Annotated in this window: 25 protein-coding genes; 8 read left to right on the top strand and 17 right to left on the bottom strand. The window is 50.2% G+C overall.

Annotated features, from left to right (window positions below; all coding sequences use genetic code 11):
• Positions 1–3: 3 nt before the first annotated feature.
• The 4 genes from OSQ85_RS07120 to OSQ85_RS07105 are packed head-to-tail and all read left to right on the top strand — an operon-like array spanning position 4 to position 5,126.
• Positions 4–2,187, top strand: a complete 2,184-nt coding sequence (locus OSQ85_RS07120; protein ID WP_265822157.1) for a multiheme c-type cytochrome — start codon at positions 4–6, stop codon at positions 2,185–2,187.
• 15 nt (positions 2,188–2,202) lie between these two features.
• On the top strand, positions 2,203–3,474 hold the full coding sequence (locus OSQ85_RS07115; protein WP_265822156.1) for a hypothetical protein: 1,272 nt from the start codon (positions 2,203–2,205) through the stop codon (positions 3,472–3,474).
• A 30-nt stretch (positions 3,475–3,504) separates the two neighbouring features.
• Positions 3,505–4,074 (top strand): cytochrome c3 family protein, encoded by a 570-nt coding sequence (locus OSQ85_RS07110; protein ID WP_265822155.1) that lies wholly within the window; start codon positions 3,505–3,507, stop codon positions 4,072–4,074.
• A gap of 38 nt (positions 4,075–4,112) precedes the next feature.
• Positions 4,113–5,126: a cytochrome c3 family protein gene (locus OSQ85_RS07105; RefSeq protein WP_265822154.1), complete on the top strand. Its 1,014-nt coding sequence runs from the start codon at positions 4,113–4,115 to the stop codon at positions 5,124–5,126.
• A gap of 551 nt (positions 5,127–5,677) precedes the next feature.
• Here OSQ85_RS07105 and OSQ85_RS07100 read toward each other — a convergent pair.
• Positions 5,678–5,800 carry a hypothetical protein gene (locus OSQ85_RS07100; RefSeq protein ID WP_265822153.1) on the bottom strand — a complete coding sequence of 41 codons (123 nt, stop codon included), beginning with the start codon at positions 5,798–5,800 and terminating at the stop codon, positions 5,678–5,680.
• Between the two features lie 300 nt (positions 5,801–6,100).
• On the opposite strand from OSQ85_RS07100, the gene OSQ85_RS07095 reads away from it, so the two are divergent.
• The 3 genes from OSQ85_RS07095 to OSQ85_RS07085 are packed head-to-tail and all read left to right on the top strand — an operon-like array spanning position 6,101 to position 9,439.
• Positions 6,101–7,543, top strand: a complete 1,443-nt coding sequence (locus OSQ85_RS07095) for a HAMP domain-containing sensor histidine kinase (RefSeq protein WP_265822152.1) — start codon at positions 6,101–6,103, stop codon at positions 7,541–7,543.
• A gap of 56 nt (positions 7,544–7,599) precedes the next feature.
• On the top strand, positions 7,600–8,103 hold the full coding sequence (locus OSQ85_RS07090) for a hypothetical protein (RefSeq protein ID WP_265822151.1): 504 nt from the start codon (positions 7,600–7,602) through the stop codon (positions 8,101–8,103).
• Positions 8,096–9,439 (top strand): sigma-54-dependent transcriptional regulator, encoded by a 1,344-nt coding sequence (locus OSQ85_RS07085; protein WP_265822150.1) that lies wholly within the window; start codon positions 8,096–8,098, stop codon positions 9,437–9,439. The genes OSQ85_RS07090 and OSQ85_RS07085 overlap by 8 nt, the downstream gene beginning before the upstream one ends.
• Here the strand turns inward: OSQ85_RS07085 and OSQ85_RS07080 are convergent.
• Genes OSQ85_RS07080 through OSQ85_RS07050 form a run of 7 tightly spaced genes read right to left on the bottom strand, consistent with a single transcriptional unit; the run spans position 9,432 to position 15,177 of the window.
• On the bottom strand, positions 9,432–10,274 hold the full coding sequence (locus OSQ85_RS07080; protein ID WP_265822149.1) for a protoheme IX farnesyltransferase: 843 nt from the start codon (positions 10,272–10,274) through the stop codon (positions 9,432–9,434). The two genes, OSQ85_RS07085 and OSQ85_RS07080, sit on opposite strands and share 8 nt — an antisense overlap.
• Positions 10,271–11,485, bottom strand: a complete 1,215-nt coding sequence (gene coxB / locus OSQ85_RS07075) for a cytochrome c oxidase subunit II (RefSeq protein WP_265822148.1) — start codon at positions 11,483–11,485, stop codon at positions 10,271–10,273. The genes OSQ85_RS07080 and coxB overlap by 4 nt, the downstream gene beginning before the upstream one ends.
• Positions 11,486–11,496: 11 nt before the next feature.
• Positions 11,497–11,781 carry a cytochrome C oxidase subunit IV family protein gene (locus OSQ85_RS07070; RefSeq protein WP_265822147.1) on the bottom strand — a complete coding sequence of 95 codons (285 nt, stop codon included), beginning with the start codon at positions 11,779–11,781 and terminating at the stop codon, positions 11,497–11,499.
• A 13-nt stretch (positions 11,782–11,794) separates the two neighbouring features.
• On the bottom strand, positions 11,795–12,400 hold the full coding sequence (locus OSQ85_RS07065; protein ID WP_265822146.1) for a cytochrome c oxidase subunit 3 family protein: 606 nt from the start codon (positions 12,398–12,400) through the stop codon (positions 11,795–11,797).
• On the bottom strand, positions 12,393–14,018 hold the full coding sequence (ctaD, locus tag OSQ85_RS07060) for a cytochrome c oxidase subunit I (protein ID WP_265822145.1): 1,626 nt from the start codon (positions 14,016–14,018) through the stop codon (positions 12,393–12,395). Before ctaD ends, OSQ85_RS07065 begins: the two co-directional genes overlap by 8 nt.
• 22 nt (positions 14,019–14,040) lie before the next feature.
• On the bottom strand, positions 14,041–14,865 hold the full coding sequence (locus OSQ85_RS07055) for an SCO family protein (RefSeq protein ID WP_265822144.1): 825 nt from the start codon (positions 14,863–14,865) through the stop codon (positions 14,041–14,043).
• 9 nt (positions 14,866–14,874) lie between these two features.
• Positions 14,875–15,177, bottom strand: a complete 303-nt coding sequence (locus OSQ85_RS07050; RefSeq protein ID WP_265822143.1) for a c-type cytochrome — start codon at positions 15,175–15,177, stop codon at positions 14,875–14,877.
• A 174-nt stretch (positions 15,178–15,351) separates the two neighbouring features.
• Between OSQ85_RS07050 and OSQ85_RS07045 the strand changes: the two genes are divergently transcribed.
• On the top strand, positions 15,352–15,819 hold the full coding sequence (locus OSQ85_RS07045) for a hypothetical protein (protein ID WP_265822142.1): 468 nt from the start codon (positions 15,352–15,354) through the stop codon (positions 15,817–15,819).
• Here OSQ85_RS07045 and OSQ85_RS07040 read toward each other — a convergent pair.
• The 9 genes from OSQ85_RS07040 to OSQ85_RS07000 all read right to left on the bottom strand — a co-directional run bounded on the left by OSQ85_RS07040 (position 15,791) and on the right by OSQ85_RS07000 (position 22,319).
• Positions 15,791–16,618, bottom strand: coding sequence for a triphosphoribosyl-dephospho-CoA synthase (locus OSQ85_RS07040; RefSeq protein WP_265822141.1), 828 nt, complete (start codon positions 16,616–16,618; stop codon positions 15,791–15,793). The two genes, OSQ85_RS07045 and OSQ85_RS07040, sit on opposite strands and share 29 nt — an antisense overlap.
• Positions 16,557–17,057: a citrate lyase holo-[acyl-carrier protein] synthase gene (locus OSQ85_RS07035; RefSeq protein WP_265822140.1), complete on the bottom strand. Its 501-nt coding sequence runs from the start codon at positions 17,055–17,057 to the stop codon at positions 16,557–16,559. The genes OSQ85_RS07040 and OSQ85_RS07035 overlap by 62 nt, the downstream gene beginning before the upstream one ends.
• Positions 17,029–18,567 carry a citrate lyase subunit alpha gene (gene citF, locus OSQ85_RS07030; protein ID WP_265822139.1) on the bottom strand — a complete coding sequence of 513 codons (1,539 nt, stop codon included), beginning with the start codon at positions 18,565–18,567 and terminating at the stop codon, positions 17,029–17,031. Before citF ends, OSQ85_RS07035 begins: the two co-directional genes overlap by 29 nt.
• A complete protein-coding gene (locus tag OSQ85_RS07025) occupies positions 18,554–19,477 on the bottom strand; it encodes an HpcH/HpaI aldolase/citrate lyase family protein (protein ID WP_265822138.1) in 924 nt (307 codons plus the stop codon). Before OSQ85_RS07025 ends, citF begins: the two co-directional genes overlap by 14 nt.
• Complete coding sequence (locus tag OSQ85_RS07020) at positions 19,470–19,946, bottom strand: PPC domain-containing DNA-binding protein (protein WP_265822137.1); 477 nt, start codon at positions 19,944–19,946, stop codon at positions 19,470–19,472. Before OSQ85_RS07020 ends, OSQ85_RS07025 begins: the two co-directional genes overlap by 8 nt.
• Positions 19,943–20,212: a citrate lyase acyl carrier protein gene (gene citD, locus OSQ85_RS07015; RefSeq protein WP_265822136.1), complete on the bottom strand. Its 270-nt coding sequence runs from the start codon at positions 20,210–20,212 to the stop codon at positions 19,943–19,945. Before citD ends, OSQ85_RS07020 begins: the two co-directional genes overlap by 4 nt.
• Positions 20,213–20,225: 13 nt before the next feature.
• Positions 20,226–21,239 carry a [citrate (pro-3S)-lyase] ligase gene (gene citC, locus OSQ85_RS07010; RefSeq protein ID WP_265822135.1) on the bottom strand — a complete coding sequence of 338 codons (1,014 nt, stop codon included), beginning with the start codon at positions 21,237–21,239 and terminating at the stop codon, positions 20,226–20,228.
• A gap of 111 nt (positions 21,240–21,350) precedes the next feature.
• Positions 21,351–21,674 carry a hypothetical protein gene (locus OSQ85_RS07005; protein ID WP_265822134.1) on the bottom strand — a complete coding sequence of 108 codons (324 nt, stop codon included), beginning with the start codon at positions 21,672–21,674 and terminating at the stop codon, positions 21,351–21,353.
• A 69-nt stretch (positions 21,675–21,743) separates the two neighbouring features.
• A complete protein-coding gene (locus OSQ85_RS07000) occupies positions 21,744–22,319 on the bottom strand; it encodes a 4Fe-4S dicluster domain-containing protein (RefSeq protein WP_265822133.1) in 576 nt (191 codons plus the stop codon).
• Positions 22,320–22,325 lie beyond the last annotated feature (6 nt).

The following is a 22,325-nucleotide window of genomic DNA, read 5'->3' as shown; positions in this document are numbered from 1 at the left end:
CATATGAAATTTATTAGACTCCTATTGATTATATTAAGCGCAGCTTATATCGGAGGATGCGGCGGAAGTGACCATATAAAACCTTCCGTTGACACAGAGACAAGAACAATCGTCACCGCCGCGGTATCGTCCGACGGAACGCTCAGCTATACAGGCACGGGGCTTTTCGAGGGCTTTTCCGTTACGGCCAGCGTTCCTGCAATGGCGGGCAGAACAGCATATATAGAAAGAACTGATTCTGCCTATGTGAAAGACGGATATACAGCTCTTTCACCCGTGTTCTCAGTCAGGTTCACAGATGAAGTCTCTTCTTCCGCCCCCGCTGCCATATATGATGCAGTAGTCACCATACCGTACACTCTGTCCGGCACAGCTACGGATGCCAACACAGTTTTCCTTGCAATCCTGAACAACAGCGCCGTTATTCAGTCCTCAACAAAACCCGCGGCGGGGATTATACGCGCCTCCACCGACATTCCGCTCAGCTTCTTTGCGGGCTACCTGAATGCGGCTGAGATTCCATCGTCAAAAAAATTCATTAAACTCCTTTCCAAAAGCTACAGAGAGGCTTTTGCAGACAATGAATACTTCACAGATCCCTCCAATATACAGAACCCTGACATAATAAGGGGAACTTCGAATGTTCAGCCCGGCGAGAAAGTCGCGATGGATATAGATGCTGCCGCATTCGGGGACGACATACTTAATGTGGTATGGACAGTGAAAAAACCTGACGGCTCATCGGTTGCCCCCTCAATTTCAGGCAGCAGCGCCATGTTCATCCCCGACACGTTCGGCAGCTACACAGTAAGCGCAACAGTGACCGGAAGCATAAAAACAGCATCCGAAAGCCTTGAAATAAAAGTCTACGGATATTCATACGATAAAAACAACAACAGGTCCTACTGCCTCCTTTTCTGTCACAACGGTTCCGTAACCGCACCTGAGTACAAAGACAGATACGGCAGGGAGATAATGAGAGATCTCCAGTCCGTCTGGAGCGCAAGCGGCCACGCCGGAGCATACAACACCGCAGTAACCAACGCCAACAGCACTGAATGCGCAGTATGCCACGGAACAGGAAATTTCTTTGCTGACAGAAGCGGCAACGGAACAGACGACTATCCCGCAGTTTACGGTTTTGATGATACAATGACTGTCAATACAAATGCCTCCACCGCCTCCGCGCATCTTAAAGGAGTCACCTGTGAAGCATGCCACGGACCCACAGCGACCTATATAGGCGGCCTGAGCGGAACTATCAGGTTCATGGGACACCCGGAAACAACATCCTTCGCCTCCGGTGTGTGCCTCACCTGCCATGACACAGGCAAGAGCGGCGGCCACTTCGCAGAGTTTTATAACTCAACAGGCAAAAGCACACATGAAAATGCCCATACGGTATCAAACTCCATCGTTGTGACAAATGAGGCCTGCTTCAAGTGCCACAGCGGAGAAGGAGCCCTCGGAATGATATTCGGCGTGGATATAACCCGCGACAAGACAGATAAAATCAGCGGAATCACCTGCAACGTCTGCCATGACCCCCACGGGGAAGGCGGACACAACGCACAGCTTAGGGTTTCCGGCAGTCATACGCTCACGCTGTACAGCGGCAGTGTAACTGTCAGCGCGGGAGACGGTAAAATATGCTACATGTGCCACAACACGAACGGAGCCGGAATAGGCACTGTTCCCCACAACGCTCAGGCGGAGATGTTTGAGGGCAAGGGCGGCTGGACATACGGCGAAACTCCCAACCTTACCACGGCTCACAAAGCATTGCTTGACTGCGCAGACTGCCACATGAACAGGGATGCGGGCAAAACCCACAGCATGACCATGAGCGAAAACAGAAGCGACAGGATCGCATACTGCAACGATTCATGCCATGCGGGAGTCACGGCTGATGCTGACGGCAGATACGACTATCTGGGCAGAACAGCGGGTGTCAGAACACTTATGAACACGCTTAAAGAGCGTATAAACACCCTCGCGGGACGTGCTTCCGGCAGTGAAATATCCGCATCTTACAGCGTAACAGGCAACACTGCCCTTACGGATGCGCTTAACCGCGCCGCGTATAACTACAACTTTATAATTTCGGATAAAAGCTTCGGTCTGCATAACTACCGTTACGCAACGAGACTGCTGGAGCTCTCGATAAACGACCTTACTTCATTTTAATTTCAGGAGAACAGAGTGAAACTTTTAAGGGGATTTTTAATTTTTGTTCTTTTAGCGGGAGCAGTGCAGAGTGCACACTCATTCGGCATTGAAGGCTCTTTCTCTACTTCTTATGAAAGCTCCGAGGAAAAAGGGGGGAAGACGGAAGGAACATGGGAAAATACGCTGATACTTGATAATGTTAAGCTTATCAATCCTTACCTCGGTTTTAATTTCCACGGAACATATTCCGAGGAGGAGGGGGAAAGCTTCACGGACATCTACTCGGCCTATCTTGAGTTCACCAGCTTTGAAAGGGCTCTTGAAATCAAGCTCGGCAGATTTTCCTTCATGGGAAACAGATTTCTCACCCTTGACGGTGCGGAAGCAACAGTCAGAACAGACTGGAGCTTCGGAGTGACGGCTTTCGGGGGTAAACCACAGCTTTTCAATACAGATGACAGAAAAATCAATATTGATGAAACTTTGCGTGATACTGGTGACAGGCTCTACGGGGGACGCATATTCCTCAACGGTGTTAAAAACTACTCAGGCTATGTTTCCTACTCCAAGGAGGAGGACGGCGACAGAACCATTCAGGAGCTTGCGGGAATCGGCCTCGGCAGGAGATTTGTATCTCTCAGGGACAAAACGGTTTTCCTTTCTCTTGACGGCAAGATCGACTACGACATGGAAGATAACGATATTTACAGGGGTATGGCAAGGGTTTATGCCCGCCATAAAAAGCTCGGCCTCATAGCGGACGCAACGAGAATCAGAGTTGAAGACGGCGCAGAAAGACATAGAAATCTTATTATATCTAACTTCTCCTCCGGCAAGGAGGACAGGTATTCATACACTGTGGAATACGCCCTGACCGACCACTACACCGTTTATCAGGGAACCACTCACGTTGTTCTCCTGAACAATTTCGGCGAATGGGTCACGGGAGACATCTATAAATTCGGCGCGAATGTGAACCACTTCAAAAGCCACGGCCTCACCTCAAATATTGAGGTGTACCTGTATGACGGCAGCGATTCAGAGGCAAACGGCGTAAGCTTCTCCCTTGACTGGAGCATACTCAGGGAACTGAGATTCTCCTTTGAGGCGGAGTATGTGGGGCGTTCTGAAATCAAAAACGGAACAGTCGGTATGGATAAGGAAGAGTCTATCTACTCCATATACGGCGAACTGGAGTATGACGTTATAAAAGACCTCACTCTGGGTGTTTACGCTGAGAACAACAGGGAAACCCGCTACCTGCCCGAAAACAGGTACGGTGTGAAAGCTACTTACAGCTTCTGACAAGTAATATAAATATACTGAGGAAAATAGATGAATAAGCGATTGACATGGTTTTTACTGGTTCTGCCGGTTCTTCTGTTCGGCTGTACGAAGTTTTACTACCAGTCCCCTTATGTGAAGTTCAACCATGAGCAGCACGTAAACATTCTGTTTGAACAGAAAAAGGACTGCTTCTACTGCCACAAGCTGCCCGATATAGAAACTTTTATCAATAAAGGAAGCGATTTCAAAATCGGCGCAGAGCTCAAGATAGACAACACATGCCACACATGCCACAAGGAGGAGATAACCAAGGTCGTCTCCGCTCCGCAAAACTGCTATGTGTGCCATGACAACCTGAAAACCATGAAGCCGGAAGACCACCTCACACAGTGGACGCAGATGCATGCCGTGCCCGCTGCTCTGGATAAGAAAAGCTGCGAAAGCTGCCACTCCGACTGGTACTGCGAAAGCTGCCACAGCAAACAATATTCTGCCGAAAGTTACAGACACCCCAGGGCATTTAAACTCAGGCACTCTGTTGAGGCTATGATGGATCCGGCATCCTGCGACAGCTGCCATAAGGCATCTTTCTGCATCGACTGCCACAGGACTAACTGAAAATGACAAAACCTATAACAGTAAAACGGGGTGAATCCGTGAGAGTTTTTATTTACTGCATTGTTTCTTTAATGATTCTGGCCTCAGCCTCAGCCTGCGGCAGCAACAGTTCCAGCAATTCTGCCGCCCAGAAAAATGCCATAGGGATACCTCAGCTTGTGGATTCCAAAAGCCACAGCGGATGGGAAAGGAAGGACTGTTCCCTCTGCCACCCTGCAAAGCAGCTTGATGAAATACACAAATACAACCCTGCGCTCCCTGCCAGCTTCAAAAAAGTCGGTGCGGGTGACATAGGCGCATGCCTCTACTGCCACGGAACAAACGGAATAAAAGATGTTACAGCGGAAAGCTACCAGTGTACTCTCTGCCACTCCAACCCGTCCATAGTTGCCTCTGCCGGTCTTTTCGGGGGGCACACAACTATGCACGACCTTGACAGTGACGGCAAAATAGGAAACTCAGATTGTGTGATATGCCACGAATACACTGATATGAATGGGAAAATCAGCCTCACCAGAGATTTCAGACAGGGTGCGGCGGCATACAGCACAAAAACGGAATTCTGCCTGAACTGCCATGACGGAAACGGAGCCTTCGGCATTACACCGCCTTCACTGGCTTTTGACGGTGATTTCACAAATATATTCGACACATTCAGAGGCATAGCCGGGCAAACCTTCACTGCTGATATTCACGGAGTAAAGGACGGCCTCGGACAGACATTCGGCCAGTTCCGCCCCGGCGCTTCCTATACATCAGCGATGGAAGTTGGCTGCACACATTGCCATGATGTGCATACATCCGACAACTCATACCTGATAACCCAGTCCGGCGACAGTGCGGAAGACGCTGATTCTGATGCGTTCAACGCACCTGTGAGCGTTCAGGGAAATAACTTCACTGAGCTCTGCGCCCTCTGCCACATGAGCCCTGACGGAGCAGTAACCGGCAACGGACTTCAGGAGGTTGTACACCCCAGCGGCTATGACTCCAACTGCACAAACTGCCACTACCACGGCGCAGGCTATGGGGATAAGACAAACCTTTTTTAATTGGTCAGCAGATTGTTCTTTTATTGATATGACCTTAACTTCAATTTTATGAAATCTGTATAAAAGCCCTCTGAAATAATTTCAGAGGGCTTTTTCAGTATCAGTTCAGGGATTCTTCACCTCTTCGGAGTGCTGAATAATCCGGGAAATCCTCCCCAACCCTCCTTTTGCGAAAGGAGGGAGTTTTCTTTCTATTTTCCATTGCTTCTTTTACTGCGGCGCGAGCGTGTGTATGAATCCGGCAGGATGCACGGATTCATACAGTAAAACAGAGCGCAGAAACGAGATGCGGGGAAAGTACGCTCCCATGGATGGGAGCGCGCCGTGCGGAGCGAAGCCGTGTTTATCACGGCGCGAGCGTGTGTATGAATCCGGCAGGATGCACGGATTCATACAGTAATAAAGAGCGCACGGATTCATACTATAAAAAAAAGAGGGCAGATTTGCTGTCTGCCCCCTTTCTTCGGGTCACTCCCCTTACATACAGGAGTGCGGGTTGCGGGATGATGATGAAGGGAAAGCCCGGAGGCTTCCCCGAAAGTTTCTGAAAGTTATTTCATTTCAGTCTGAGTCTGGTTGTCAGCGGGTTTTGTTTCTTCTTTGTCGCCTGCGAAAGCAGCTACGCTTGTTACAACCATCATGCCGAGTACAAGTACAGTGATAAGTTTTTTCATTTCTTCCTCCGAATAAGTTAGTTGCATTATATAAAGCAGGATATGTGCCAATTACCATCAGGCTGTATATATGTTTGATATTAAAGCGTTAATTGTATTAATGTCTTTTTCAGCAAACATATGAAGTGTATGGATTATCCTTCATATATTTCTGTGTGTTCTGTATTAACGGCAATTTGCGGCGTATGGAAAACCATACATAAGCTTAAACAGATAAAGTCGTTTACCTGCAAATAATTATGAGAACAGAAGAATTAAATTGCCTGTTGTGAGTCCATTTACACTGTGGTAGATTAAGGCATGAAGCTGACAGGCATATTCGGCAGGCTCGCCCTGACAAACCTCATCCTTCTGGTGCTTATTTCTTATTTCATAATCTACGTATTTCATAAAACCGAACAGATTCACAGGATTCTTCATGAGGTTACTGCCGTTCACCTTCCTGTTATGGCAGCGGCGGATAAGCTTTCCGCATCTGTGCTGAGAATGAACGAGTTCAGGCTGAAATATCAGGTTACGGCAGATAAAGACTTCTTCGACAGATTCAGCGGTTTTAAAAGCGAGGCGGACGAGGTTAACGCTCACCTTGCCGAAACTGTTATGGGTAAATCAAAATCAGATATTTATGACAGGGTTAACGAACTCTACACCGCATTTGCCGAAATGTCCGCGGCGCAGATAAGCGGCAGGGAACGTGATTACGCCGGAACAAACAGGGAAATTGAGGATATTTCCTCCAAACTTACCCAGCAGATAAAACTGCTTAAAGACACTGCCGATTCCGAATGGCGCAGTAAGCTTGAGCGCTCCAGCCGCATGGTGGAGAGGGTTCTGCACAGGTCGGTTCTGTTTATGGCTGTCTGTATTCTAGGCGCGGCTGCCGTTGCCTTCTTTAATACCCGCACCATAGCGCGCCCGCTGCAAAGACTCGGCGAAAAGACCAATGAGGTCGCAGCTGGCAGATTCCCCGACAGGTTCTCCCTCAAGGCTCCGTATGAGATAGAGAGGCTCGCATCTGACTTTAATATAATGATAGCAAGGCTTAAGGAGAGCAGAGAGCAGAAGGAGGAGTTTGTCAGCAATGTTTCCCATGAGCTCAAAACACCGCTTTCATCCATTAAGGAAGCAGCGCAGATGCTCAGGGAGGGCGCGTTTGAGAGTGACCCGGAAAGCTCACGCAGGCTCCTTGAGATAATAGATACTGAATCAGAGCGCCTCATAGCCTCCGTGAACGGCATTATTGAGATCTCAAGGCTTGATATAAACGATGTCCCCTATGAGATGCAGCGCTGCAAAGTCGGCCTGATACTGAGGGATATTGCCAGAAAGACCGCACCCATAGCTTCCGGTAAAAAAATTAATGTGACACTGGATATACCGGACGATCTGCCGGATGTTTACGCAGATGCTGAAATGATAGGCCGTGCGGCGGAAAACCTCATAGGCAATGCACTGAAATATACTGCGGAAAGCGGGGAAATAAATATCAGCGTGAAAAAAACGGATGAACGCCTGCTTCTGGTATCTGTCAAGGATAACGGAAGAGGAATAGCTGAGGCGGATCTCCCGCACATATTTGAGCGCTACAGAAGAGGGCGCAATCAGCAGGGCGATGTCAAGGGAACCGGGCTGGGGCTTGCCATCACCAAAAAGATAATTTCCCGCCATGGAGGAGAAATATGGGCAAACAGCAGACCGGGGAAAGGAAGCGAATTTCTTTTCACTCTGCCGCTCTCTTTCTGATTTTTTCACTGCTCGGCTGCTCGCCCGCAGCAAAGGAGAATGTAGGAGAAAGCTGCATGCTTTTCTTGAAACTCGGTGATTATGAGGGAGTTATGACTATGCTCGACAGAGCGGAAGATATAAAGGAAGATGAAAAACTATTTATGCGGGTTCTGGTGGTTTCAGATCCCGGAAGTCCGTATTTCAGCGCTGAGGATGTGAAGGTTTATGCAGACACTCTCACAAACCTTTTTCCTGAGAGCCCGTACACAGTGCAGGCATCAGTGGTGGCGGGGCTGATGGGAAAGTATGCCCGATCCGCTGCTGAGGCGGAAAATCTCAATATCCGGCTGCATGAACTGAGCGACAATATTACCGAAAGGGAGATGGAAAACAGCTCTCTGAAAGAGACTGCTGAGGAGTACCAGCATATTAACTCCGAGCTCCGCAGGGAGAACGGAAGGCTGCTTGCTCAGGAAAGAAGGCTGAGGCATGAGCTTGATGAGATGAAGGCGAGGCTGGAGGCGATCAAGGAGATAGACCTGAAAATCAAGCAGAGCAGGGAAGGCGGGCGTGAATAGGGTTCTGGCTGTTGACGATGACCCCAACCTGCTTGAAATAATAAGACTGAGGCTCAAAAGCTCCGGCTTTGAGGTTTCCACGGCGGACTGCGGTGATGCGGCGCTCAGGCTTCTGGAAAAAGAGGTGTTTGATGCGGCTGTGCTGGACATGAAGCTGGAAGGTGAGACCGGGCTTGAAATATTTGAGAATATAAAAAAGGCGGATTCCGAGCTTCCGGTAATTTTTCTCACAGCATACGGAACAATAGATGAAGCAGTGGAAGCCATGCGCCGCGGCGCATTCGGCTACCTGACAAAACCCTTTGACCACAGGGAGCTTGTGATTCAGGTGGAGAAAGCGGTTGAGAAGAACAATCTATCCCGTGAAAACCTCCGCCTGCGGAGCATGCTCCGTGAAACGCTTATAGCCGGAAACATCATCGGCCGAAGCGAAAAAATCCGCAGACTCAATGAGCAGATCCTCCTCGCCGCTGGCAGTGATGCCAGTGTGTATATTCAGGGGGAATCTGGCACAGGCAAGGAGCTTGTGGCGAAGATGCTGCACCTGAGCAGCGCGCGCAAAGACAGGCCTTTTATCGCCATAAACTCGTCCGCCATCCCCGAAAGCCTTATAGAAAGTGAGCTTTTCGGCTATGAGAAGGGAGCGTTCACCGGGGCGAACCGCAGAAAAAAGGGTTTCTTTGAGCAGGCGCAGGAGGGCACACTGTTTATGGACGAGGTATCGGAGATGCCCCTTTCCATGCAGGCAAAGCTGCTCCGTGTGCTTGAAAACAGGGAGGTTTACCCTCTGGGGAGCGAAAAGAAGATCAAGCTTGATATAAGGCTGGTTTCCGCCTCCAACAAAGACCTCACCGAGGAGATAAAGAAGGGGACATTCAGAGAGGACCTCTTCTACCGCATACATGTAATACACCTCCGCATACCCCCGCTGCGTGAGCGCAGGGAGGATATTCCCCTTCTTGCCGGGCATTTTATCAAAATGTATTCGGGCAGATACGGCCGCAAGGCGGAGCACCTGTCACCTCAGGCGTTTGAGAAGCTGATGACATATGACTGGCCGGGGAATGTGAGGGAACTGGAAAACACAGTGGAGAGTGCGGTTGTCCTTACCACAGGCACGGAGATCAGCGCGGATGCTGTGCGTCTTTCCTCAGACACAACTGCGCTGCAAAGCTACAAGGAAGCCAAAAGGGAGTTTGAGCAGCGCTACGCCAGAGAGCTTATGGAAATAAGCAAAGGGAATGTCAGCAAGGCTTCACGGATGGCAGATGTCTACAGGGCGGATCTGTACGAACTCCTCAAGAAATACTCCATAGACCCCGAAAGTTTCAGATAAGCGAAATCATCCTGTCCGCTATGAGCAGCAGAAAAAATGAAGCAATTGATATGTTCAGTATCATAAATGCCTTATCAGTATCTGCCCGGAACCTTAAAAAGAGAATATAGGTGGCTGCGGCGAAAGCGGCGTGGATGAAGTAAACAGGTTTGTTCAGATAAATCCCCGCGGGAATAGCAAAAAAGAGGGATGTCGCGTAACCGGACATCCATACATTTATGAATTTCCGTGTTTTCAGTTCCCCGAATGTCCCCGTGAGAGTTTTGAAGCCCGCCTTTGCGTAATCCTCGGCGTATTTGAAGGATAAAAGCGCAAAATGCGGTGTCTGCCAGATGTAGAGTATGCCCGCCACAACAAATATCCGCATGTCAAAAGGGCTGCCCCCTGCGGCAAAAAAGCCGATTAAGGGCGGCAGAGCGCCGGAGACGGAGCCTGTCATAAGAGCGAACGGGGTCTGTTTCTTCATCGGGGTGTACAGAAAGTTATATACAAAAACCGCGGCGGCGCCTGAGGCGAAGAGAGGGATATTCTTCATTCGGAGAATGAGCGTAAACGCCACAGCAAGGATGATCGTGGCGAACATCAGCGCTTCCTCCGGTTTCATTCTGCCGGAGGGGAGAGGGCGGTCTTGTGTGCGCTCCATGAGCGCGTCCTCTCTGCGTTCCTGCCACTGATTAAGTGCGGAGCAGCCCGCAGCGAGCAGAACTGCCGCGAGAACACCGTAGAGGTGGTTTTCGCTGAGACGAGGAGAAAAAAGGCAGGCCCCCGCAAATGCGGAAAGGCCTACCAGAACAGTAACTTTAATTCTTATAAGTTTCAGATAATCGGTGTTCATTCATCCTTCAGTGTGCTGAAAAATTCGATGAGCGCCTTCATATCCTCATCGCTGAGGTCATATGAGGGCATCATGCCGCCGTCGTAGCCGTCCACGACATAATCATCCGGATTCTTAATTGAGTCAATGATATATCTTATGTCTGCGGTTACTTCGACCTTTTTGCCCATATGCTCAGCGGTGAGCTTTCTGTCTATCATGTTCTTAAAGCTGGGGCCGACTATCTCGCTGCCGTCGGTTGAGTGGCAGCCGAGGCAGCCTTCATTTTCGGCAATTTTAGCGCCCTTAGCCCCTTTCTTTTCCATGACCATGCCGCCTTCGAAGAACTCTATGACGGTTTCAAGCTCCTCAGCGGTCATTTCATCCGCCGGGGGCATCATGTCTTCATAGCCTTTCACAATCTGGGCTGCCGGGTCTTTTATGGCTTTTTTAAGGTACTCTCTGTCGGTTTTGACAGTCAGTTCCCTGCCGTTTTCAAGGACAGTCACATTGCGTCCGTACATATCCCTGAAACTGGGACCGACAATCTCACTTCCGTCCATCGAGTGGCAGTCAAGGCATCCGTGTTTTTCGAGAACAAGGAGTCCGCCGGGCTTTTCAGAATCCGCTTCGCCTGTTTCGACCCACTTTATGAATTCCTCTTTAGGAACAACAACAACCTTGGAAAGCATGTACGCATGCCTTGTTCCGCAGTATTCAGCGCAGAGAATGTCATACTGTGAGGCCTCGCCGCTGTTGAACCATGCATAGGTCTGCATTCCGGGAACAGTGTCCATCTTGATTCTGAATGCTGGCACATAAAAGCTGTGGATAACGTCCACAGAGGTCATATCAAGCTTAACGGGCGTGTTTTCCGGCACATAGAGCTTGTCGCTTGTGCGGCCGTCCTCATAGATAAACTTCCATGACCACATGCGCGCCTCGACCTTGACGATCATTGAATCGGCGGGAGCCTCTCTCAGCGCCTTGTAGCCTGTCCAGCCGAACCAGAACATGGCGAAAACCAGAATAGTGGGTATAACCGTCCACAGGGTTTCGGCTATGACGTTCCCTTCTATGTCGCTGGGAACGGGGTTTCTCTTTTTGCTGTAGCGGAAGAGGAACCATATTGTAACGGCGGTTATGAGAAACAGTATTGCGAATGACACGCCGAAGATGAACAGAAAAGCCTGATCAACCTTGTTTACGGCATCAACGAGATTATTTTCCATAGAACCGCCCCTTACCTGTATGCCACGTCAAGGAAGGTCATTCCTATGAAGATGGCGAGAATTAAAAAGCACATGAATACAATGATTTTTATGAATCTGTCCTCGTATTTCAGGTGCATGAAAAACAGAATTACAAACAGCGATTTCGCAGTCGCCAGCGCAAGCGCCACCACAACTTTAAAATAGCCGAAATCCACCCTTGTGGCTGCCACTGTGATAAAAGTGAGCAGAAGAAGCACAGCCAGAACCGCTGTGAGCAGCTTTACGCTGAGAATGTGACCGTTATGTTCCGACATATCAGACCTCCTTCTACAGAACCAGATAAAACAGCGGGAAGAGGAATATCCACACCAGATCCACTATGTGCCAGTAAAGCCCGGCGTTCTCCAGCTTAACAAAATCTTCCCTGTTGATGATGTCCCTTTTGAGGAAGTTCACCATGAAACCAAGCACTGTCATGCCTATGACTACGTGTATTCCGTGGAGCCCGGTCATGATGTAGTACAGCCCGAAGAATATGTTCTCCCCGTGGGGCAGTTCCGCCAGATGCGGGGAGGTGGGGTATATTCCGTGGCTGAATTTTGCTTTCCATTCAAAGAACTTGTTCACAAGGAACATGAGCGCCATAGCCATTGTGAGCCATGTGAAGAGTATGGCCTTCTTTTTATCCCCTCGCTGTATGAAGGAGATGGCAAGAGCCACAAAATAGCTGGACACAAGCAGAACAACGGTGTTCAGAGTGCCGATTACCACATCAAGCTCTTTCCCGCCGTCATGAAACTCCTGCGGGTACTTGGAGAGGAAAACCGCGTAAAGGACAAAAAGCCCGCCGAAGAGCAGCACTTCCGTAAAAAGGAAGAGCCACATGCCGAGCTTTGCGCCGTGGTAGTCTTTATGAACGTGGGTATTACTCATCTCTTGCTACCCCCTTATAGCTGTAGGGTTTGCCTGATGTATCCGGCTCCTTGTCAAAGTTGAGCAGAGGGGGAGGCGAGGGAACCTGCCATTCGAGGGTTGCAGCACCCCATGGGTTACGGCCGACTTTTTCGCCGCTTCTTATTCCTCTGTAGAGGTTAACGAACATAAGCACAATACCCACTGCCAGTATCCACGAGCCGACGGTGGAGATAAAATGCCCCGTCTGATACTGCGGCAGATAGTCGTAGTATCTTCTGGGCATGCCCTGAAGCCCTATGACGAAAAGTGGGAGGTACAGAGTGTTGAACCCGACAAAGAGGATGCCGAATGCCCAGTTGGCAATGTTTTTATTGTACATTCTGCCGTAGAACTTGGGCAGCCAGAAGTGCAGGGCGGCAAATAAACCGAAGCCTGTTCCGCCGAAGATTACATAATGGAAGTGGCTCACGACAAAGTAGGTGTCATGCACGTGAACATCTGTCCCTGCGGAGCCGAGCACAAGCCCTGTGAGGCCTCCTATGGAGAACAGGAATATGAAACCCAGTGCGTAAACCAGCGGAGGTTCTATCACTATGGAGCCTTTATATAGCGTTGCCACCCAGTTGAAAACCTTGATGGCTGACGGTATGGCGACTATGAATGTGAGCAGTGAGAATATCAGCACCGCCGTATCACTCATGCCGGAGGTAAACATATGGTGCGCCCAGACCAGCGAGCCTGCGAAGGCTATCATAAGGCTTGAGACCGCTATCGCCTTGTAGCCGAAGATGCTCTTGCGGGCGAAAACGGGGATAATATCGCTCACCACTCCCATAGCGGGGAGGATCATGATATACACCGCCGGATGTGAATATATCCAGAAAAGGTGCTGGTAAAGGATCGGGTCGCCCCCTTTGTTGGGGTCAAACAGGCCGACACCGAGCACCCTTTCCACAAAGATAAGCAGAACCGTTATTCCCAGAATCGGGGTGGCGAGAACCTGAATCCACCCTGTGGCGTAAAGTGACCATGTGAAAAGGGGGATCTTTGTCCATGTGAGGCCGGGTGCGCGCATGCGGTGGATTGTGGTGATGAAGTTTATCCCTGTGAGGATGGAGGAAAAGCCCAAAATAAAGACCGCCAGCACCGCCACGTTTACGTTTGTGGTGGTGAACTCGCTGAACGGCACGTAGAATGTCCATCCGGTATCCGGCGCTCCGCCCCCTGTGAAGAGAGAGAAGAGAGCGGCAACTGTTCCGATGAGATACAGCCACCATGAAAACAGGTTAAGCCGGGGGAAAGCAACATCCTCCGCTCCGAGCTGGATGGGGAGCACAAGGTTCCCTATGGCGGCGGGGATGCTGGGTATCACCACTATGAATATCATGATCACCCCGTGGAGGGTGAAAACAGCGTTGTATGTCTGGGCAGTCATTATATCCTTGCCCGGTGCTATTAGTTCAAGCCTTATGAGCAGACCAAGGCACACGCCGACAATGAACATTCCCAGAACCATGTACAGATACATGAGCCCGATGCGCTTATGATCCGTGGTTAAGAGCCAGCTGAGGATTCCTTTTCTGTGGCTGCCTGAGTCTTCAAAAAAACTCGGCAAAGTATTTGTACTACTGTTCATGTATTTTCCCTCCGAGTTCCTTTTACTTTTTTTTCTTTTTGCCGCCGAAAACAAGGAAGGCGGCGAAGGCGGCGAGGGTGAGGATAATAACCACACCGGAAACCTTCATTATATCAAAGACATATTTTTTTCCTTCCTGATCATAGCTGAAGCAGAAGGAGACTATTTTTTTAACAGAGAGGCCGGGTTTTTCGTTTTCCGCCTCAACTGCTGCCATTGTGAGCTCAAAGGGGAGTATTTTTGTTCCGTAAAGATAGCGTATTATTTTGCCTGACTTCGAAACGGCAAATACAGCCACAGGGTGGGCGAAGTCATTATCAACCCTTTTGAATCTGTATCCCGCCGAGTCAAGGAATGCTTTTATGTTTTCGTGTGTTCCTGTGAGGAAAATCCAGCCTTCCGGGGCAATTTTTCCGTCTGCCGCTTTCATGTAGTTGCGCTTCTTATCTGCGGCAATTTCCGGGGTATCGTTTTCATCAAAGCTGAATGAAATAACCTGATAGCTTTTTCCCGCCTCCATCTTTATCTGCGGAATAATGGAAGAAAGGTTAGACTGCAGAAAGTTGCAGACATTCGGACAGTTGAAGTAAACAGGCGCAATGATAGTCGGCTTGTCGATCAGCTCCCGCATGGTAACTGTTCTGCCTTCGGAATCCGTAAACGGAATGTCCAGCGCTATTGTTTCGCCTAGTTTTTCGGTTACGCCCACATCGCCCTGAGGCTCAGGAGCAGGCTCCTTGTGGACATGTTCCTCAGCTTTTTCCCCGTCCTTTCCGTGACCGTGCTCCGCCCCCCAGAGAGGGAGGCAGAGCGTAAATACTGCTAATGCAATTAAAAGCTTTTTCATGCGGAGCTATCAGAGTTTGGATATATAGTCCGCGAGGGCTTTCATATCTTCGGGAGAGAGCGCTGAGGCCGTTCGCTGCATAATGGCTTTCTTTTCCCCGCCGAAGGAGCCGTCTTTATAACCGGCGAGCTTTTTCTCAAGGTCGGCGGCACTCTGCCCCTTTATCGCAGCCTTAGCCCCTGCGGGAACTTTGGAGCCGTCTGCCCCGTGACACGCTTTACACTTATTGTAAAGAGCCGCTCCGTCGGACGCTGCAAATGCAATTACAAAAGTTGTTACGATAAATGCGGATGCTAAAAGTGTTTTTTTCATTTTTCCACCTCTTATGAAAAGAAAGTACTGCTTTAATTCTACACTTAAAAGGTGTTAAATCAAATGGGATTTTCATTATTTTACAAGATTAATAGGTTATGAGAGCAGGTTTATAACAGGGTTTGTGAACTTTTCACGTTTACGCCGTACATAGATTAAACAAGGAGGAACAGGATGAGATTAAGTGTTATTTTGGCAGCGGTTTTCATGTTTATCACAACAGGGGCATTTGCCGCAGCGCCCGCACTTCCCGGCTGTGAGACAGTCTCGGTTAAAACCGGAAAGGATTCCGCGAAGGAGATCTCCCGTCTGCACGGAAAGGAGATAGAGTTTGAAAGCTCATATGTTGCTGAATACAAATGCGGGAACGACCCTGTGATTATCTGGGCTTCCTTCTCAAAAACAAAGGATGAGGCTAAGAGCCTTTTTAAGCTGATGGATGATAAAATGCCCGCCAGTCAGGCGTTCAGGAACCTTATGAGAATGAAGACCGATGGTTTTGATGTAGCCTACGTTACAGGGATGGGAATGGACAACTACTATTTTCTGGACGGCAAGGGGAACTACTGGCTTGCGGCAACGGGCAGGGACACCTTCGGGCTGCTTAAAAAGCTCACCGGAACTCTGAAACAGAGCCGTTAAAAAGCATAAGCGCGCAGCTGATTGCAAGAAGGTCGGCTGCGCCGCCCATTGTGAGTCTTATTGATTTGTAGTATTCGTTTCTTTCTGCCAGCCACGGGATGTGGGAGTCCGATTTAAGGAGTTCCAGAAGCATATGCCCGTCACTTCTGATGATTTCGAGTCCTTCCCGGCCGCATCTGTGCATAGCTGTGGTGTCTTCCACCGTCCGCATAAGGGCGGCGAGCCCTGCAAACCTTGTCCGTTCGGTGCATCCGCTTCCTGCGTATTCTTTTTCCATAGCGGGGAGGGCACTGTCAAATACGGACGGCAGACCGTTCAGACATTCGCCTGTTATGCCGCCTGTGCCGTATTTCCTCCGTGCGGTTTCGCCGTTGGATTCCGGCAGGGCGGATGTGAAGAACCCTTCTGATATTTCTTTTATCTCCCTGCGGAGGTCATCCCCTCTGAGCGAGGCGAGCAGCACAAGGCCGCTGAGGAAAATATAGCCCTTATGGGCGTTGCTTCCGCAGATCTCATACATTCGTTTCTCCGCCGCAAGTCCGGCAGAGCGCAGTTCGGCAACATCCGCACCGCTCAGGGCGGCTTGGGCAAGTTCATGATAATAGCGGGGAAGAAGAGAGACTGAGAGGAGCATGCCCGCATAGGAGAGATCCTCATGGGAGCCGCTGTCAGACCTGTCCACAAGGCCGGGCTTGGGGGAGAGGTCAAGCTCCGCCTTTGCGCCCAGAGTGAGGCAGTCAGAAATTTTTGTTATGAAAGCCGCTGAGGAGTTTTTCAGCGGCGCTGACAGCTTCTGCATGGGTGTGTTTCTCCGTTCTGATGCAGTCGGCGGCATTTTCGCCGCAAATGAGGCATTTTCTTCTGCCCATGCCTGCTTCCGCCCGCCCGAATGCCTTTGTTCCGCTGTATATGTCTATGTCCAGAAGACGGCAGAAGGGGTGAAGCTCCTCAATAGCCACCCCTGCCTTTTTCATTTCAGAGGGGTTAAGGGAGGTTTTCATAAAAACCGCTCTGCCTGCCGCATCCTGAACTGTTCTTACGGTTTCTGCGCCTGTGAGTTTTCTCAGCTCATTCTCAGCCCATGAAACCAGCCCGTCCGCTTTAGTTTTGTCCTCCCCCGGCATGTTGGAGGAGATGACAATCAGGGAGCCGTCGCCGCAGTCAAGCTCGGCAATCAGGCCCCATCTGGCATCGCGGGCTGCGAGCAGTTTATTCCTTAACTCTTCTGACCGTGTCAATTATGCTTCCGTCTCTGTATTCCACAAGGGCGATTATGTCATCAGTAAATTCCACAGGGCGGGGCACGCCTGTTATCTGGGTTATCTCCCTGCGGAGGTCGTTTATATCCTTAACAGGCATCTTCGCTTTTATCAGTTCCTTTTTGAGGTCTTCATGCTTGCTGTTTACCGCTATGCCCCGTTCGGTGACTATCACGTCTATGTTCTCACCGGGGGTGGTGACTGTTGTCACCTTATCAAGGATGATGGGCAGGCGGCCTCTTATGGAGGGGGCAACGATTATGGCAAGCTTTGCGCCCGCCGCAGTGTCTGTGTGCCCGCCCGTGTTGTGGAGGAGATAGCCGTTTGACTCAGTGTTCACGTTTACGTTGAAGTCGACATCCACTTCCGTAGCGCCGAGGATAACCGCATCCAGCCTGTTCACCACTGCTCCGCAGTTGAACGGGTTTGCGTAGGTGTCTGCGCTTATCTCCTGATGGCACATGTTTCTGCTGATCGATTCCACGGCTTTAAGGTCAAAGCACTGAACATCAAGCAGGGTCTCAAACAGTCCTTCCTCAAGCATATCCACGAAATATCCCGTGATTCCGCCGGAGCCGAAGGAACCTTTTATCTTCTCCTCAAGCATCATGCGGCGCACATTGTCCGCAACGGCGAGGGATGTTCCCCCTGCACCGGTCTGGAAGGAGAAGCCGTTTTTAAGCAGACCGGAAGCTCTGATCACCTCGGCCGCGTATTTTGCTATCATGAGCCCTATGGGGTCTTTGGTTACCCTTGTTGTGGTGGAGACAATCTTCTTGGGGTCGCCCAGTGTTTCAACCTGCACCACGAAGTCAACGCATGTCTGGGGTATGCTCACCGGACATACGGGGTAAGGGACGAGGTTGTCCGTCACGGCGATGACAGTTTTCGCATAGCGCGCGTCAACATGGGAATAACCGAGGCTGCCGCAGGCGGACGGGCCGGAATAGCCGTTCATATTGCCGTATTCATCGCAGCAGGGTGCGCCTACAAAAGCCACATCCACAACAACCTCTCCGGTCATCATGGATCTGGCGCGCCCGCCGTGGCTGCGCACTATTATGGGGCATTCCAGCTCACCTCTGGAGGCGGCTTCGCCCACAGGGCCGTTCACGCCGCACTCAAGGCTTGTTATCACCCCTTTTTTTATGTAGGGGATAATCTCCGCATGCACAGGGTGCACCGAGCTTGAGGCGATTGTTATATTGCGTATGCCGAGGGCATCTATCTCTTTCACCACCTGATTGAGGATGCTGTCCCCGTTTCTCAGGTGGTGGTGGGTTGCTATTGTCATTCCGTCCTTAAGGCCGGAGGCGATTATAGCCTCACGCAGACTGCCCAGAAGTTTCTTTTCTCCGGGGCGGACTATCTTAACGGGACGGGCGAACTCACACCCCTGCGGGGTGAGCAGGGCAGCGGAGTTGTAGGGGGTGCGTTTTATCCCGTTGAAAACCTCCGGGACAAATCTGCCGAGACTATTTAGTGCCATAGATCACCTCGTCTGAAATTTCATAGTCTATAAGACCCAAAGACGCGGCGGTCTTCAGCACGTTTGATGAACGCTTCACTATGGGTGCGTCTATCATTTTTCCTTTGAGCGAGATAACGCCTGTTCCCATCTCCCTTGCCTTGAGGATTGCGTCTATCACCTCAAGGGCGAAGTCTATCTCCTCTTTTGTGGGGGCGAAAACCTTGTGCACTATATCTATCTGACGGGGGTTGACGAGGGATTTCCCCGTGAAGCCCAGTTTCTTGCTGAGGCGGACTTCCTTCTCGAAGCTTTCCTCATCGTTCACATCGGGGAAAATGGTGTCTATGGCCTGAATGCCTGCCGCCTTCGCAGCCCAGACAACACGTGTTCTGGCGTGGAAGAGCTCCTCGCCTGTTTTGCTTCTTTCTATGCCCATACTCGCTGTGTAGTCCTCCGCGCCGAAGGCGAGGGCTATGACCCTTGAGGAGCATTTGGCTATTTTTATGCAGTTGATTACACCCTGCGCGCTTTCGATGGAGGGGATAATTTTGAAAGTTCCAAGCTCTATGCCGAAGTTCTCCTCGCACTCGGTGAGGAAGGTGTCGAGCCTTTCCACAATCTCAGGCGTGTCCGCCTTCGGCAGGCGCACACCGTCCGGCAGGGCTGGGAGAACCGTTCTGAGGTCGTCATAACCCCATTCCGTGTCCAGAGGATTTATGCGGTAGAAGATCTCTTTGTTTCTGTCTTTATAATTTTCAAGAAAACTGCGCACAAGGAGCCTTGCAGCGTCTTTTTCGTTGAGGGGCACAGCGTCTTCAAGGTCAATGAAAACACAGTCGCAGTTGAAAATGGGGATGTTCTGGAGCATGGACGGCATGTTGCCCGGAACATAAAGCAGTGTTCTTCTTAAGGCTGCGGCGTTACTCATGTTCTTCCTCAATGAATATTGTGGCTGTTCCGCCTGTTTTGGAGTAGTGGCGTTCTATGCCTTCTGTGTGGAGCTCGGAGATCATTATCTCGCATGAGGCGAAAACCTTTGCGGAGAATAAGTGCCCGCCGATGACCTCGCCGGATGATTTTGACATCTGTATGTGCAGGTGGCAGTCGGTTCTGCCCGATGCGTCAGGGAAGAAGTTTCCGTTCAGCCCCAGCAGTTCAAGGGGGCCTTCTATCTGGTGCACGGTCATTCTGGGAACAGTTATGGGCAGCTTGGCTCCGGCTTTTATGCCCCTGAACTTCACATCCGTAACAGAGCCCACAGCGGAGGTGACAACGGCATGGTCTATGCCTATCTCCCTCACAGTGGCGGCGAGTTTTTCAACCAGATCCTCGCCCGGCTGGATTTTGATAATGAAGGTGCGCAGCAGTTTTGCTTCTTTGTACCAGACGGATCTCATGCACTCTGCTCCTTTGCACGGTTTATCACCGCTTCCACACGTGCGGCTATGGCGTAGTCCAGAGCCCCTCTGTCCTTAATGCGGAAAATTCCCGCCGTGATCCCCATGCGGCTGATAACCTCGGTTATCTTCGCCCTGATGAGGTGCTCGTACTGTTTTGCCACGGTGGAATCAATCTCAATGACGAGTTCTTCCCCCGGCTCAGTGAAAACCATTATGTCGCTGGACTGCATTGTCCCTGCCTGCGCTCTTCTGGCTATTTTCATTTTCGACCGTCCTTTATTTTGAGCTTTTGCAGAATTCTTCGGCTCTTGCCCGCAGCATATCCCTGTTTTTCACAAGGTATGCATATGTTGTTTCGGGTACAAGGTTTTTCATCTCATCATCTTTTCCGGCAAAGAGCAGCCTGCGCACTGTGGATGCGCTTATGAGGGTTTCGCCGGAGGCTTTTCTCTGTATTTCCACCAGCTTAATGCCGTATTCGGGCATGATGCGCTTCATAGCCTCATTGTAAAGAGAGGTGAACTCACACAGAGGTTCCTCCCCCACGTATCTTTTTATTATATTAAATGCCGGGGCGAAATGCTGTCCGAAAATGCGCAGATCGGTTTCTATCTGCTGTTTTGTGACCTGTTCCTTGTTTTTGAGGAAGTATGAGGGGAAGGTTATGCGGCTTACCGCATAGTCGCCGGAGGGGATGACGTAGACATTTTTAAGATCCGCAGTGCCGCGCCTTACAAGGTCGAGTCTGTCCTGATAGGGGACGACTGACTTATCCTCCTGCACCACGAAAACGTAAACAAAGTCAGATTCAGCGGCGGCTGTTTCTATGAGGTATCTGTGCCCCTTTGTGAAGGGGTTGCAGTTCATAACAAGGCCTGAGTTCCTGCCGTGGCGGGCAAGGTTTTTCATATTTGCCAGATAATTTTTTATGCTTTTGCCGAATTCGAGAACTGCAACCTTATCAGTTGTGCATAATCTGGTGAAGTTCAGGCTTTCAAAATGAAGTGTGTACATGGGTTTTGTGAATACGAAAAGGTGGTCGTAACCGGCCTGAAAAGCGTCTGTTATGAGTGCGTTTATTATTTCGGAGAATGCGCCTGTGCTCTGATATTCCTCATCCACAGCGACCATTTTCAGAATGTTATGGTCTCTTGCGCCTGCGGCAGTGAGGCGGCCGTCTTCATAGATGCCCAGAAAAACTTCGTGGGCGGGGTCATAGTCAAGCCCTGCGTCTTTCAGAAGGCTGACTGCTTCGCGGATCTGTGCTTCGCCTGTGATATAGCTGTGCATGTCCTACCTTATGGTATTTTCCAAAATCTATATAGCATTGTTTTGTTTTCAGAGCAATGGGGCAATAAAAGAATTATAGATTTTTCTTATCCATGCTATCGGGCTTACGGATTAACGTGCATTTACGGTAATATTTTTTGAAAGTATTTCAATGACTTCCACACCGCCGCAGCTTGATTTGGTTATTCTGTTGACGGAGATTATCAGACTGTACTCTCCGGCTCTGTCAAAACTCAGGGTGAGGCTGCCGTTATCCTCCGATGCGTGCACCCCGTCCTCCGGTTTTACGCTCACTGTGTAAAATTCGCCTCCTCCGGGCTTTGCCTTCGGTATTTTCACATGTGTTTTCACTGCTGTCCCCGCCGCTGTCTCAAAATCCGCCGCGCACAGAGTGAGGGAGGCTATGGAAAAGAAAAGGATGAGAAATACTTTCATTCTGCGGCTCCAGAAAAGAGATAAGCCGGGTTGTCACACCCGGCTTTCAGATATGCTGTTCAGATGGGATTATAAATCTTTTTCGCTTAGGGCGAGTTTGGGTCTGACCGCTTCCACGAACCTTGTGGAGGGGTTCAGCTCCTCAAATTTTTCAAATCCCGCCGGGTACTGTTTCACATAATCCGGCAGAGCCTCACCTGTTATTTCTGTCAGAGTAAGCGCACCTGCGGGGCAGCCCTGAACACAGGCGGGAAGAAGACCCGCATCAATGCGTTCGACGCACATGCTGCATTTTTCTGCGCGCTGCAGTGAGGTATTGTCTGCCGGGGCTCCGTATGAACAGGCTTCTATACACTGGCGGCAGTACACGCATTTGTCGGCGGAGTGGACAACTATACCGTCCTTCTCCCTCTTCACATGCGCCCCGACCGGGCACACTTCAACACACACGGGTGCTGCACAGTGGTTACACGCCAGAGAGTAAAAGGCTCTGTCCCTGTGCGGGTAATCCTTCTGCCCAAGGGGGTGAAGCTTTCTCCATACCACGCCTTTTTCCTGATGGTACTGGTTTTTACATGCCATGGCGCAGGAGTAGCAGCCGATGCACTTTTTGGAATTTACAAGGAATGCGAGCTGTTTTTTCATATCCGT

The sequence above is a fragment of the Geovibrio ferrireducens genome, from assembly GCF_026226615.1.
Classification (GTDB): Bacteria; Chrysiogenota; Deferribacteres; order Deferribacterales; family Geovibrionaceae; genus Geovibrio; species Geovibrio ferrireducens.
The sequence above is the reverse complement of the archived record's forward strand: the minus strand, read 5'-3'. Positions and strand labels throughout refer to the sequence as shown.

Coding starts and splice junctions, on each gene's coding strand:
- OSQ85_RS07120 (WP_265822157.1), top strand. CDS start 4: ATGAAATTTATTAGACTCCTATTGATTATATTAAGCGCAGCTTATATC.
- OSQ85_RS07110 (WP_265822155.1), top strand. CDS start 3,505: ATGAATAAGCGATTGACATGGTTTTTACTGGTTCTGCCGGTTCTTCTG.
- OSQ85_RS07100 (WP_265822153.1), bottom strand. CDS start 5,800: ATGAAAAAACTTATCACTGTACTTGTACTCGGCATGATGGTTGTAACA.
- OSQ85_RS07095 (WP_265822152.1), top strand. CDS start 6,101: ATGAAGCTGACAGGCATATTCGGCAGGCTCGCCCTGACAAACCTCATC.
- OSQ85_RS07090 (WP_265822151.1), top strand. CDS start 7,600: ATGCTTTTCTTGAAACTCGGTGATTATGAGGGAGTTATGACTATGCTC.
- OSQ85_RS07080 (WP_265822149.1), bottom strand. CDS start 10,274: ATGAACACCGATTATCTGAAACTTATAAGAATTAAAGTTACTGTTCTG.
- coxB (WP_265822148.1), bottom strand. CDS start 11,485: ATGGAAAATAATCTCGTTGATGCCGTAAACAAGGTTGATCAGGCTTTT.
- OSQ85_RS07070 (WP_265822147.1), bottom strand. CDS start 11,781: ATGTCGGAACATAACGGTCACATTCTCAGCGTAAAGCTGCTCACAGCG.
- OSQ85_RS07065 (WP_265822146.1), bottom strand. CDS start 12,400: ATGAGTAATACCCACGTTCATAAAGACTACCACGGCGCAAAGCTCGGC.
- ctaD (WP_265822145.1), bottom strand. CDS start 14,018: ATGAACAGTAGTACAAATACTTTGCCGAGTTTTTTTGAAGACTCAGGC.
- OSQ85_RS07055 (WP_265822144.1), bottom strand. CDS start 14,865: ATGAAAAAGCTTTTAATTGCATTAGCAGTATTTACGCTCTGCCTCCCT.
- OSQ85_RS07050 (WP_265822143.1), bottom strand. CDS start 15,177: ATGAAAAAAACACTTTTAGCATCCGCATTTATCGTAACAACTTTTGTA.
- OSQ85_RS07045 (WP_265822142.1), top strand. CDS start 15,352: ATGAGATTAAGTGTTATTTTGGCAGCGGTTTTCATGTTTATCACAACA.
- OSQ85_RS07040 (WP_265822141.1), bottom strand. CDS start 16,618: ATGCAGAAGCTGTCAGCGCCGCTGAAAAACTCCTCAGCGGCTTTCATA.
- citF (WP_265822139.1), bottom strand. CDS start 18,567: ATGGCACTAAATAGTCTCGGCAGATTTGTCCCGGAGGTTTTCAACGGG.
- OSQ85_RS07025 (WP_265822138.1), bottom strand. CDS start 19,477: ATGAGTAACGCCGCAGCCTTAAGAAGAACACTGCTTTATGTTCCGGGC.
- OSQ85_RS07020 (WP_265822137.1), bottom strand. CDS start 19,946: ATGAGATCCGTCTGGTACAAAGAAGCAAAACTGCTGCGCACCTTCATT.
- citD (WP_265822136.1), bottom strand. CDS start 20,212: ATGAAAATAGCCAGAAGAGCGCAGGCAGGGACAATGCAGTCCAGCGAC.
- citC (WP_265822135.1), bottom strand. CDS start 21,239: ATGCACAGCTATATCACAGGCGAAGCACAGATCCGCGAAGCAGTCAGC.
- OSQ85_RS07005 (WP_265822134.1), bottom strand. CDS start 21,674: ATGAAAGTATTTCTCATCCTTTTCTTTTCCATAGCCTCCCTCACTCTG.
- OSQ85_RS07000 (WP_265822133.1), bottom strand. CDS start 22,319: ATGAAAAAACAGCTCGCATTCCTTGTAAATTCCAAAAAGTGCATCGGC.